15 protein-coding genes are annotated in these 12,589 nt (G+C 33.9%); 4 read left to right on the forward strand and 11 right to left on the reverse strand.

Annotation, left to right across the window (positions count from 1 at the left end; genetic code table 11):
* Position 1 precedes the first annotated feature (1 nt).
* The 4 genes from ACCQ40_RS01290 to fsa all read right to left on the reverse strand — a co-directional run bounded on the left by ACCQ40_RS01290 (position 2) and on the right by fsa (position 3,996).
* Entirely contained in the window at positions 2-559 is a 558-nt protein-coding gene (locus ACCQ40_RS01290) for a chromate transporter (protein WP_394010664.1), read from the reverse strand.
* Entirely contained in the window at positions 549-1,112 is a 564-nt protein-coding gene (locus ACCQ40_RS01295; protein ID WP_410032280.1) for a chromate transporter, read from the reverse strand. Before ACCQ40_RS01295 ends, ACCQ40_RS01290 begins: the two co-directional genes overlap by 11 nt.
* A gap of 115 nt (positions 1,113-1,227) precedes the next feature.
* Complete coding sequence (gene tkt, locus ACCQ40_RS01300; RefSeq protein WP_410032281.1) at positions 1,228-3,222, reverse strand: transketolase; 1,995 nt, start codon at positions 3,220-3,222, stop codon at positions 1,228-1,230.
* A 120-nt stretch (positions 3,223-3,342) separates the two neighbouring features.
* Positions 3,343-3,996: a fructose-6-phosphate aldolase gene (fsa, locus tag ACCQ40_RS01305; RefSeq protein WP_410032282.1), complete on the reverse strand. Its 654-nt coding sequence runs from the start codon at positions 3,994-3,996 to the stop codon at positions 3,343-3,345.
* Positions 3,997-4,217: 221 nt separating this feature from the next.
* Between fsa and ACCQ40_RS01310 the strand changes: the two genes are divergently transcribed.
* Both ACCQ40_RS01310 and ACCQ40_RS01315 read left to right on the forward strand, forming a co-directional pair.
* Positions 4,218-4,586, forward strand: coding sequence for a hypothetical protein (locus ACCQ40_RS01310; protein WP_394010668.1), 369 nt, complete (start codon positions 4,218-4,220; stop codon positions 4,584-4,586).
* A 62-nt stretch (positions 4,587-4,648) separates the two neighbouring features.
* Positions 4,649-4,846, forward strand: a complete 198-nt coding sequence (locus ACCQ40_RS01315; protein ID WP_394010669.1) for a hypothetical protein — start codon at positions 4,649-4,651, stop codon at positions 4,844-4,846.
* 40 nt (positions 4,847-4,886) lie between these two features.
* Here ACCQ40_RS01315 and nagA read toward each other — a convergent pair whose 3' ends face one another.
* Positions 4,887-6,014 (reverse strand): N-acetylglucosamine-6-phosphate deacetylase, encoded by a 1,128-nt coding sequence (gene nagA, locus ACCQ40_RS01320; RefSeq protein WP_410032283.1) that lies wholly within the window; start codon positions 6,012-6,014, stop codon positions 4,887-4,889.
* 64 nt (positions 6,015-6,078) lie between these two features.
* Here nagA and ACCQ40_RS01325 point away from each other — a divergent pair, with 64 nt between their 5' ends.
* Together ACCQ40_RS01325 and ACCQ40_RS01330 are read left to right on the forward strand one after the other, a co-directional pair.
* On the forward strand, positions 6,079-6,561 hold the full coding sequence (locus ACCQ40_RS01325) for a dihydrofolate reductase (protein WP_410032284.1): 483 nt from the start codon (positions 6,079-6,081) through the stop codon (positions 6,559-6,561).
* Positions 6,558-6,818, forward strand: a complete 261-nt coding sequence (locus ACCQ40_RS01330; protein WP_394010672.1) for a hypothetical protein — start codon at positions 6,558-6,560, stop codon at positions 6,816-6,818. Before ACCQ40_RS01325 ends, ACCQ40_RS01330 begins: the two co-directional genes overlap by 4 nt.
* Before the next feature lie 70 nt (positions 6,819-6,888).
* On the opposite strand, the gene ACCQ40_RS01335 is transcribed toward ACCQ40_RS01330, so the two are convergent.
* Genes ACCQ40_RS01335 through ACCQ40_RS01360 form a run of 6 tightly spaced genes read right to left on the reverse strand, consistent with a single transcriptional unit; the run spans position 6,889 to position 12,547 of the window.
* Entirely contained in the window at positions 6,889-7,836 is a 948-nt protein-coding gene (locus tag ACCQ40_RS01335; RefSeq protein WP_410032285.1) for a D-ribose ABC transporter substrate-binding protein, read from the reverse strand.
* A gap of 9 nt (positions 7,837-7,845) precedes the next feature.
* Positions 7,846-8,790, reverse strand: a complete 945-nt coding sequence (locus tag ACCQ40_RS01340; protein ID WP_410032286.1) for an ABC transporter permease — start codon at positions 8,788-8,790, stop codon at positions 7,846-7,848.
* Positions 8,787-10,268: a sugar ABC transporter ATP-binding protein gene (locus ACCQ40_RS01345; protein WP_410032287.1), complete on the reverse strand. Its 1,482-nt coding sequence runs from the start codon at positions 10,266-10,268 to the stop codon at positions 8,787-8,789. Before ACCQ40_RS01345 ends, ACCQ40_RS01340 begins: the two co-directional genes overlap by 4 nt.
* Positions 10,269-10,276: 8 nt before the next feature.
* Positions 10,277-10,669, reverse strand: coding sequence for a D-ribose pyranase (gene rbsD / locus ACCQ40_RS01350; protein WP_410032288.1), 393 nt, complete (start codon positions 10,667-10,669; stop codon positions 10,277-10,279).
* Positions 10,669-11,559, reverse strand: a complete 891-nt coding sequence (locus tag ACCQ40_RS01355; protein ID WP_410032289.1) for a ribokinase — start codon at positions 11,557-11,559, stop codon at positions 10,669-10,671. Before ACCQ40_RS01355 ends, rbsD begins: the two co-directional genes overlap by 1 nt.
* Positions 11,546-12,547, reverse strand: a complete 1,002-nt coding sequence (locus tag ACCQ40_RS01360) for a LacI family DNA-binding transcriptional regulator (RefSeq protein WP_410032290.1) — start codon at positions 12,545-12,547, stop codon at positions 11,546-11,548. Before ACCQ40_RS01360 ends, ACCQ40_RS01355 begins: the two co-directional genes overlap by 14 nt.
* Between the last annotated feature and the right edge of the window lie 42 nt (positions 12,548-12,589).

Genomic DNA, 12,589 nt, shown 5'->3' on the forward strand with positions numbered 1-12,589 from the left:
CTTAAAGTATAAAAACAGAAATGAGTAGATAAACTACTCCGCTAGCAAGCATAATTTTTATCGGATCAATTTTAAATTTAAACATAGTAAAAAGGCTTAGAACAAAAATACCAACCATTAAATAGTCAAGATTTGCAAAAGCAATAGCATCACTTGCAAAAAATGCTGTCCTTAAAATCTGTACTCCTGCTATCAAAATCATAGAAACAATGGCTGGCCTTAGGAAGTATAGGACATTGGTCATGGCATCTAAATTTTTATACTTTTTATAAAAATAAGAAATTGTTCCAACAATAATTGCTGATGGCAAAACACAACCAATAGTTGCTGCCAATGCTCCAGGCAAACCTGCTAGACGGGTTCCAACAAAGGTAGCTGAATTTATAGCAATAGGTCCTGGGGTCATTTGAGATATGGTAATTAAATCATTAAACTCACTTAAAGACAGCCAATTATTTAAGTCTACCACTTCTTCTTGGATGATAGGAAGGGCTGCATAGCCTCCACCAAAGGAAAATAGACCGATTTTTAAAAAACTTATAAATAACTTAATCAGCATGGCTACCTCTTTTCACAAATGTATAAATCATTCCAATTACAATTAAAGATAAGATAATATATACTACATTTACATCAAAGAAAAATCCTAGCACAAAGCTTATAACCATTATAAAAGGGATAATTGGATCTTTATTTTTTAATAAGTCTCTTGCCATATCAATTACAACTTTTATTATTAAAGCACCTACTCCAGCCTGCATACCCTTTAAAAACAAGGCTATATACTGGTTTGTAATAAAAGCCTGATAAGCTATAGATATTAGAGAAATAATTATAAGGGGTGGTAAGATAGTTCCTAAAATCGCAACCAACATTCCAGGCAAACCTAAAGTTTCAAAACCAACAACGACTGCAGCATTTACTGCAACTGCACCTGGTGCTGATTGGGCAATGGCTGTCATATCTAACATCTCTTCTTTATCTATCCAACCTAATTTTTCTACAAAAGTTTCTTTCATTAAAGATAAAATTACATATCCCCCACCAAAGGTAAAAGCTGATAAATAAAATGTTGATTTAAATAAATCCCACAAGTTTTTCTCTTTTTGCATTTACTCCTCATTTCTGTTTATCTAAGTAATATAATACCATAAATTTTTAGCCATAAGAGAATAAAAATATCCCCAAATTTTAATAATTTGAGGATATAGCTTAAAAATTTATATTTTAGTTAAAATATTTATTAGTGATTTTTTCAGCAACTTTTTCTGGTGTAAAACCAAATTCTTCTGTAACTTCGTTACCTTTTCCTGATAAACCAAATGTATCTATACCGATATTTAGTCCATCTGTGCCAGTCCATTCTGCCCAGCCAAAAGTAGATCCCATTTCAAGAGAAATTCTATTTGTAACTTCTTTTGGTAAGACTTCTTCTTTGTAGGCTTCATCTTGCTCTCTAAATAATTCCATAGATGGCATAGAAACTACACGGATATTTTTGCCATTTTCTGCTAATAATTTTTTAGTTTCTAGGGCAAGTTCTACTTCGGATCCTGTTGCAATAATAATAGCATCTGGTCTTCCCTCACTATCTGAAATTACATAAGCACCCTTGTTGATATCTGTAATATTTTCAGTTTCAGCAAGGTTTCCTACATTTTGACGAGTAAGGGCCATTACTACTGGTTTTTCTTTTGATTCTAGGGCAAGTTTCCAAGCAAGTCTTGTTTCATTTGCATCAGCTGGTCTTAGCATAATTGTATCTGGAATTGATCTTATCATTGCTAATTGCTCGATAGGCTCGTGGGTTGGCCCATCTTCACCAACTGCGATTGAATCGTGAGTCATTACATATGTTAAAGGTAATTTTGACAATGCAGATAATCTAATAGCTGGTTTTAAATAATCTGTAAATACAAAAAATGTTGAAACGTGATGCCAAGTTCCGCCGTGGGCAATGATACCATTTCCAATAGCAGCCATAGCAAATTCACGCACACCATACCAAACATTGCGTCCTTCTGGAGTTCTATCCGTAAATGCTACTGTATTCTTAATATTTGTTTTATTTGATGAGAATAAGTCTGCAGATCCACCCCAGAAGTTTGGGTTAATTTTGGCTAAATCTTGGATGATTTCTCCATTTGATGCACGAGTTGCTATTGCTTTATCATCTGCTGAGTATTTTTTAACTTCATCTATAAAGTTTTCTGGTAATTCGCGGTTAATACCTGCCATTAGATTTTTGTAGTCTTCTGGATATTTTTCTTCATATGTTTTTAAAAGATCATCCCATTTTTGATTTTCTTCTTCACCAGTCTTTACGATGCCATCAGCAAAAGTTTGGTAAATATCATCTGGGATATTAAAGTCATCTTCAGTCCATTCGTAGATTTCTTTAGCTTTTTTAAATTCTTCCTCACCAATTGGCGCCCCATGGACTTTATTTGTCCCTTGGTTAGTTGACCCGTAACCAATAATTGTTTTTACTTCAATTAATGTTGGCCCTTGTAGATTGCCTTTAGCATCATTAATAGCTGCATAAATTTGATCAAGGTCTCTGCCATCTTCAACTTTTAAATAATTCCAATTTAATGATTCTGCACGTTTTTTGATATCTTCTGAGAAGGTTGTATTTGTAGCACCATCTAGGCAAATATCATTTGAATCATAAAGCACTATTAGTTTTGAAAGATTTAAATGACCTGCAAGGCTCATTGCCTCATAGGAAATACCTTCCATAAGGTCACCATCACCACAAAGTACATATGTGTAGTGATCAATTATTTGTGCATCATCCTTGTTATACATTGCTGCCAAATGTTTTTCAGCCATTGCAATACCAACTGCTTGAGCAAAACCTTGGCCAAGTGGTCCAGTAGTTACTTCTACTCCATCAACATGGCCGCGCTCTGGGTGACCTGCAGCCTTTGCACTTAATTGTCTAAAGTCTCTTAAATCTTCAATACTTAAATCATATCCAGCTAAATGCAATAAAGAATAAAGCATAGAAGAACCATGACCTGCTGATAAGATAAATCTATCACGGTTAAACCAGTCAGTATTTTTAGGATTTGCCTTTAAAAATTTATTCCATAAAACATAAGCCATTGGCGCAGCCCCCATAGGAAGTCCTGGGTGACCACTGTTTGCCGCCTCTATTTGAGCCAGAGATAGCGCACGAATAGCACTAATTGCACGATCATCATTTTTGTTAAACATAATTTCTCCTTATTAATTTCAAAAAAAATCTCCTGATATATATTATAACATCAAGAGATTTTTAATAGCAATTAAATCAGCCAAGCAAAATAGGGAGGGCCTCTTGACCCACCCTATTTATTATTTATTTCTAGATTCAAAATCATCCCAGTCTTTTACAAAGGCTGCTATACCAGCAGTGGTAAGAGGATGTGTCCACAATTTTTCAAATAATGAACCTGGAATAGTTGCAATGTGTGCACCAGCTAAAGCTGCTTTTTCAAGGTGATTGATGTGTCTGATACTTGCAGCAATGATTTCTGAATCATAACCGTAAATATCAATAACATCACGAAGCTCAGCTATCAGCTGCGCCCCATCTTCACCCATATCATCCACTCTACCCATGAATGGAGAAATGAAAGTAGCTCCAGCTTTCATAGCCATAATCCCTTGAGCAACAGAGAAAATTAATGTGCAGTTAGTTTTTATTCTTTCCTTACTTAATGTATGGATAGCTTTTAAACCATCTTCAGTCATAGGAATTTTTACAACAACATTACTAGCCCACTTAGCAAGGTCACGAGCTTGCTCTACCATGCCCTCATAATCATAGCTAGTAACCTCAGCAGAAACAGGACCATCAATTAATTCAGTAATTTCAGCAATAACTTCCCTAAAATCACGACCTTCTTTATTGATTAAAGAAGGATTAGTAGTAACCCCATCAACAAGACCTAAGTCATTGATTCTTTTTATTTCGTTAACGTTTGCAGTATCCAAGAAAAATTTCATAGTAAAACTCCTTTTTAAAAGATTCTAAGCTTATTATACCATGGTAGAGCTTCATGAGAAAACGTAAGCATAAATATTTTGTTTTTTTTTAGTATATATTCTTTATGTTTGATACTTAAATAATTTTTATAAATACATAAGAATTTTTAAAATATATAATTATTTCACATCAGCATCAATAGGTTATAATAACTTAGTGAAATTTTTAGTAAATAGGAATTATGAAAAATAAAGAAAAATTTATAACCAGGCTATTAATGGGGCTTTTTGGTGTAATTATAGATGGTATTGCTGTTGGTGGGATTCAAATGAGTGGACTTGGGGTAGATCCTTTTACCGCTTTTATTTATGGTGTAGGAAACTTATTAAATTTGAGTTTTGGAACAATTTATCCTATAGTTAATGGAATAATTATTGCAATTGTGTTATTTATTGACCGTAAACTTATAGAAATTACAACAATTTTAAATGTGAGCTTGATTGGGTTTTTTGCAGATTTGACACGCGAGTCTCTTCTTAGCGCTTTTATAAATGCCAATCTCACTTTGAAAATTCTTATTTTTGGAGTCAGTTTAATCTTAATGGGTTAGGAATTTCTTTTTACTTAAAATCTGACCTTGGTGGTGGAGCCTATGATGCCATTCAGCTAATAATGACTGATAAAATAAATGGACTTCAGTACAAATACTCTCATATAATTTGCGATGTAATTTCTGTAATAATAGGATTTATTGGTAGGGCAGTGCTTGGAATAGGTACTGTTGCAAACGCATTTTTAATGGGTCCAATAGTTTCATTTTTTGATACACATCTTACATCTAAATGTTATGATAGAAATCAAAAGAATTAAAAACAGGCTGGTGCACTATAAAATGCATCAGCCTGTTTTTTTATCCATATACTCTTTGTCCGTCTATAAATGTAGATTTTAACTCTAAAGATTGGTCTAGGACTATAAAGTCTGCATCATAACCGACCTTTAATTTTCCACACACATGATCTATGCCCACAGACTTTGCTGGGATTAGGCTTGCCATTTGGATTGCTTCAAAGACGTCTGCTATTTCCCAGTCGACAACATTTTTTACTGCATCTTTTAATTTTAAAATGGATCCTGCTAGGTTGCCACCTTCTTTTAGCCTAGCTGTTCCATTTGCTACTATTACATCAAACTCTCCTAGTTTGTAATCACCATCTGCCATACCACCTGCTGACATGCAATCAGTAATTAGGGCTATTTTATCACAACCCTTTGCATTCATTAAAATATTTGCACTGGCTGGGTTTACATGGTGGCCATCGCAAATTAATTCGCTAATGGCATCTGAATTCATAGCTGCTCCTACCATGCCAGGATTTCTATGGTGCAGGCCGCTCATGCCATTATAGGTGTGGACAAATATATTTGCTCCCTCATCTACTGCAGCCATAGCATCTTCATAACTTGCATCAGAATGGCCAAGGGCTACTGCAACGCCCATGGCATTTGCCTTATGAATAAAATCTGCTACTCCTTCTCGCTCTGGAGCTATGGCTATTTTATTTACTAAACCATCTGATAAGTCTTTCCATTTTTTAAGTTTTTCTATATCTGGGTCTGACATATACTTTTCATTTTGAGCACCCTTATATTTTTCTGTAAAAAATGGGCCTTCTAAGAAAACCCCACGCACCTTTGCACCGGTAACATCTTTGTATTCTTCACCAACAACTCGACATGCTTCATCTAATTTTTCTGTAGAATCTGTAAGAGTTGTTGGTAAAAAGCTGGTAACTCCTGTTTCTAAAAGGCCCTTTGAAATAATTTCTAAAGCACCTTTTTTGGCATTCATGATATCTTCTCCATGGTAACCGTGGATGTGGGTATCTACTAGACCTGGGGCAATTATTTCTCCCAGATCTTCATATTCTTCTGGTTCATCTTTAGAAAATGACTTGATTTTACCATTTTCTACTTCCATATAATAATTTTCTAAAACTTTATCTTCTAAAATAATATAATTTGCTTTATAAAACATATTCGCTCCTTTTCTAGTATTTTACCCATTGATAATGGGTATTATAGGTCTAGGAGTTAAAAAAATGAAATTAATATTAGCAGTTGATGAAAATTGGGGCATAGGTAGGGATAATGAGATGCTTTTTCATATAAAAAAGGATTTAAAGCACTTTAAGGAAACTACTTATGGAAATATTGTGATAATGGGTAGAAATACTTATGAATCAATAGGTCAAGCTTTGCCAGGTAGGGAAAATATTATTTTAACTAGAAATCTGGATTATGAAGCGGATAATGCCCAAATTTTTAATAATCCAGATGATATTTTAAATTATATTAAAGACAGCAAAAAAGAAGCTTTTGTAATAGGCGGAGCAGAAATTGTCGATATATTTTTACCATATATCGATGAAGCCATTATTACAAAAATAAAGGCAAAAAAAGATGCTGATACCTATTTGCATAATTTTGACCAAGACAAAGATTTTGAGCTTGTAAGTGAATCTCAAAACTACGAAGAAAATGGTATACATTTTTCTTATGTCAATTACAGGAGGATAAGATGAGTAAAACAGAAATTTTTGTAAGTGATAAATGTCCACATTGCCAAAGAGTCTTTAAAGACCAAGAGGCAAATCCAGACAAATATGAAGATGTAGAAATAATAAATATTTCTGAAAGCTTGCCAAATCTAAAAAGACTGTTAAAATACCGTGACAATTTCGATGGCTACAAAGAAGTAAGAGAAGAATCCAGAATCGGTATTCCATCAAGAGTTGTTGATGGAGAAAAAGTAGACTTTCTAGAAGAACTTAAAAAATAGGATAAAAATAAAGAGCTGGTAGTTTTGCTACCGGCCCTTTTTATGGGATTTATCGGGAATTTAAGCTTTATTACTTAACTAATTCTAGTGGTGAGTCAATTTGTTCGTCTACTGTTTCACCTTTTAGGTATTTAATAGCAGTTTCTATAGCAAGTTTACCCATTTCTTTTGGTTTTTGGGCAACTGTTGCTGACATGGATCCATCTTCTACTGCACTTATGGCATCATCATTTCCATCAAAACCAACTACTACTATATCTTTACCAGAAGCTTTAATTGCTTCACTAGCTCCTAGAGCCATTTCATCATTTTGGCAGAAAACTGCTTTTACATCTGCATGAGCTTGAAGTAGGTTTTCCATAACACTCATACCTTCTGCTCTATCAAAGTTTGCTGTTTGACTAGCTACAAGGTTAATTTTTCCATTTGTAGCTTCGCTAAAGCCTTCTCCTCTCTCACGAGTAGAGCTTGCTCCAGGAATGCCTTCTAGTTGAATAACTTCTGCATTTTCACCAACTTGTTCTAAGATAAATTCTCCAGCCATCTTGCCGCCTTCAACGTTGTTACTTGCTATAAAGCTTACTATATCTCCTGAATCTGTTCCCCTATCGACACAGATAACTGGAATATTTGCTTCATTTGCTTTTTCAACTGATGGAGCAATAGCTGTTGAGTCAACTGGGTTTATAATAATTAAATCTACCCCTTGAGTGATTAAGTCTTCTACTTGGTTACTTTGAGCTGAGGAATCATTTTGTGCATCAGAAACTATTGTTTCTGCATCTTCTCCAGCACCTTCTTGAATACCCTCTCTAATAGATACGAAAAATGGGTTGTTAAGTGTAGAAAGTGATACTCCTATCTTAAGATTACCCTCTGATTTTGGTGTTTGAGCTGTATCACTTGTTTCTGTTTTTGTGTCTGTGTTAGCATTATTATCTTGTCCTTCTAAAGAACAGCCTGTAAAGGCAAATAAGGCTAGAAAAGCTACTGATAAATATCTTTTAATTGTTTTCATATTACCCTCCTATTTGTTTCTCTTACGGTCAATTAGAACTGCAATTAATATTACAATCCCTTTTACGATTTGTTGGTAAAAACTTGAAACTCCCAATAAATTAAGTCCGTTATTAAGTACTCCTAAAATCAAAATACCGATTAGAGTGCCAGTAAGTGATCCGCTACCACCAGTCATACTTGTACCACCAAGCACAACTGCAGCAATAGCATCCATTTCATAAGCTGCTCCTGCAGTTGGCTGAGCAGAATTTAACCTAGAGGTTAAAACTAAACCTGATAAGACAGCCATAAGGGATGATATAACATAAACCCAGATCTTAACCTTATCTATATTAATACCTGAAATAAAACTTGCTTTTTCATTACCCCCTACTGCGTAAATTTTGCGGCCTAGGGCTGTTTTATTTAGGATAATCCATAAGCATAAAAAGGCTAGGATAAATAATATTACTTGAAAAGGAATGCCAAAAAATTGACCCTTACCTAAAAATTGAAAGGCAAAGTTATCTTTTGGTCCTGCTATAGGACGACCGTCTGTGTAAACTAGGGTAAGCCCTCTAAAAATTGTCATGGTAGCAAGGGTTACTATAAATGGAGCGAGTTTCCCTTTTGTAATTAAAAGTCCATTTAGTAAACCTAAAACTAAACCAAGGCCTACTGCTATTAAAATTGCAAGGCCTGTGTTCATTCCATTTTGTAAAAGGCCTGCAAAAATTGCAGATGTAAGGGCTAAGGTTGAGCCCACTGATAGGTCGATGCCTCCAGTTAGGATTACAAAGGTCATACCTAGGGCAATAAATCCATTTATTATCAATTGCCTCATAAGGTTCATCAGGTTATTTGCCTGTAAAAATGTAGGATTTAGGATACTTACAAAAATCATAAGGATAATTAAGGCTAATATCGTACCTAAATTTTGATTTTCTTTCATTTTTGTTTTAAAATTGCTCATAGCTTTCCTCCTGTAGCAAGAGTCATTATTTTTTCTTGGTCGGCTTCTTCTCTTAAAAGCTCTCCATTTACTTTTCCTTCATGAATTACATATATGCGATCAGAAAGGGATAATAATTCAGGAAGATCGCTTGATATTAGGATTACTGACACTCCCTTATGGGTTAATTGTTTTATCAAATCATATATTTCTCTTTTGGCCCCCACATCTACACCCTTGGTAGGTTCATCTAAAGTTAGAATCTCAGGACCTATGGCATACCATTTGGCAAAAACAACTTTTTGCTGGTTACCTCCTGATAAATCGCGCACCTTACTTTCGCTAGATTGGGTTTTGACCCTAAATGAATCTACTAGGGAATTTGATAAGTCTCTCTCTTTTTTCTTATCTATAAAGGATTTATTAGTAAATTGATTAAAGTTTAATAAAGATATATTTTCTCTAATAGACTCATCAAGGACTAGGCCTTCTTCTTGTCTATTTTCTGTTACAAAACCAATTTTATTATTTATAGCATCGATTGGCTTATTTATTTCTATCTTGTTTCCATCGATATAAACTTCTCCGCTATCTTTTGGGTCAAGTCCATAAAGAGATCTCATAATCTCTGTTCTGCCTGCTCCCATGAGACCAGCTACACCTAAAACTTCTCCTTTTTTAGCAGCTATATTTATATTTTCAAAATATCCATCCCTAGAAAAGTTTTTAAGTTCTATTTTGACATCAGAAACTTCAGCATCCATTTCAGGATAAAAGTCGCCTATATCCCTACCAACCATGTGGGAGACCACTTCTTTTTCGTTTGTAGCAAAGGTATCCATGACAGCAACTGATTTTCCATCACGCATGACTGTTATTTTATCAGTTAGAGAAAATATTTCTTCCATACGGTGGGATATGTAAATCATAGATACATTGTCATCTCTAAGTTTTTTAATAAGTAAAAATAACTTATCTATTTCATTGTTGGTTAGGGCACTGGTTGGTTCATCTAAGATTAATACATTTACCTTATTTAAATTTGCCTTAGCTATTTCCATCATCTGCCTTTGGCCAACAGATAATTTTGAAACTTTAGTGTCTGGATCTATATCTAAGTCAAATTTATCAAGAAGTTCTATACATTTTTTGCGCATGGACTTTCTATCTAAAAATAAACCCTTACTAAGCTCATTGTTCATAAAAATATTATCCATAACACTTAACTCTGGCCAGTCGCTTAGTTCTTGGTGGATAAAGCTTATACCATAATCTTTGGCAATATTGGTATCGGTAATATTTACTTCTTTACCATCAATAATAATTTTTCCAGCATCTTCATTTAAAACACCAGATAAAATATTCATAAGGGTTGACTTACCTGCCCCATTTTCTCCAACTAGAGCGTGGATTTCTCCCTCAGCTAAGTTAAAATCTACACCCTTTAGTACATCATTTTTTCCAAAGGACTTGTAAATATCTTTCATTTGAATAATCATATATACTCCTAAAAGATATTTTTCGATCTTAAAATTATGTTAGAATATGGGGTATTTTCACCAGTTCTTATAACAAATTTAACATCATCTAGTTTTTTCTTAAAATCTTCGTGGCTTATATATTCGCTAGATACATCCTCTAAAAGATTTTTGATAGCTGCTTCTTGGTCTGGGTTCTTTTCTTTTATTTCGCTAGCCAGTATGTAGTGCTCACAGCCAAAGTCTTCTAATAAAACCTCTAGGACATCGATAAATTTTGGCTCACCTAGTTTTAGGGCCAAATCAATTTTTTTATCAGAATCTATAGGCAATCCACAATCACCAACGGCAATTAAATCTGTATGGCCTAGGTCTGATAGTCTTTTTGATATCTCACTATTTAGTATTCCATGTTCTTTCATTAATTTTCTCCATTAAATTTTTCTACTTCTTCTAAGGATGGGATAGATATGCTTGCTCCCTTTTTTGTAACAGATAAAGCTGATGCCTTTGTTGCTAGCTCCAAGCATTTTTTAATATTTTTATTTTTGTAAAACTCTGCTACAAAAAATCCTGTAAAGGTATCTCCTGCCCCTGTACTATCTACTGCTTCTACCTTGTAGGCTTCTTGGCTAATTTTATTATCCTTATCTACAAAAATTGACCCGCGACTACCTAGGGTTATTACTAGCTTTAAGTTTTCATAATTTTTTCTAAAAAAGGCAATGATTTTTTCTATATCTTCACATTCTGAGATAGCGCACGCTTCAGTTTCATTTACTAAAAGTAAATCTATCTTATTAAGGTCAAAGTCTTTTAGCTCATCTGTAATAGGTGATGGATTTAAGACAATTTTCATTCCCTTTTGGTAGGCATTATCTATTATATAAGCCATATTATTTATTTCATTTTGTAAAACAAGTATATCATCTTTGTCAAAATTTGCTAAAACTTCATCTATAAAGTCCTTATCATTATCAAAATTGGCACCCTTATATAAAACTATGGAGTTTTCGCCCTTATCATCTACTTGGATAATGGCATTACCTGTAGCAGCTGCTGACTGTCTTATGTAGCTTGTATCTATGCCTTCACCAGCTAAATATTCTTTTAAAAAAGATCCATCCATGCCTATACTGCCAGCATGGTAGACTTTATCAAAAGTTTTTGCAAGAGCTACTGATTGATTAAGTCCCTTGCCGCCTGCTCTTCTTTCGATGCTTTGGGCACTTATAGTTTCTCCAGGTCTTACTATATGATTTACCCTAAAGAAAATATCTATATTTAAAGAGCCAAAATTAATTATCTTCATTTTTAAAACCTACACTTTCTCCTTTTACTATTTTTGGTTTTACCAGTATTTTTTCTTGGATGCTGCCTTTTTTTATTAAATCATCAGCCATTTTTATAGCTGTTGCTGCTATTTCCTTTAGGTTTTGGTCAATTGATGTAAGCCTTGGTGGGATTATCTTATTTAAAAATAAATTGTCATAGCTAATTAAGGAGATATCTTCTGGGATTCTTATATTATTTTCAGCAAAATAATTTATAAGCCCATAAGAAGACATATCTGCAAAGGAAAATATTGCATCTACTTTTCTTTCCTTAAAAAATTTACCAGCCTTATAGCCTTCTTCGTAGCTATAGTCTCCGTGGATAATATTTTTCTGATCTATGTATATGTCATAATTCATGGCAGCTTTTATAGCTCCAGAAAGCCTTCTAGAAGAATTTGCAGTTGACCTTGGGCCTATTAAAAGACCTATGTCTGTAAAACCTCGTTTGATTAAATATTCCATGGCCATATAGCCACCCATTTCGTTGTTGCCAGTAACTATTTGGCTATCTCTGCCATTAAAGTCAACTTCATCCAAAAAGATTATATTATGTTTTTTTATTAAATCCTCATCTAGGCCCTTTACATTTCTATCAACAACTAGGGTTGCTGCAAAAAAATTGCTGACAATAAGACTTTCAAACTCTTGCCTTTTTATTTTTTTGTTGTTTGTATTGTGGATATATAAGAAATACGAATATTCTTGAGCAAAACCAGTTAGTTCTTTAACGAGTTGTGAAAAAAATGGATTATTTATATCTGGCACTATGGCCATAATTATATTACTTTTTTTGCTGGCCAAGGCTTTTGCATAACTATTTGGATTGTAACTTAGCTTTTTTGCAGCATCCATTACTTTTTTTCTAGTGGCATCTGATATTTTATTTTCAGTATTATTCAAAACCATAGAAACAGTTGTGATAGAAACACCTGCTAGCTTTGCTACATCTTTTATATTCGCCATATCACCCTCGTTAAAACGTTTTAATCGCATTTATAATAACAT

The sequence above is a fragment of the Anaerococcus cruorum genome (genome assembly GCF_046365495.1).
In the GTDB taxonomy this organism is placed as follows: Bacteria; Bacillota; Clostridia; order Tissierellales; family Peptoniphilaceae; genus Anaerococcus; species Anaerococcus cruorum.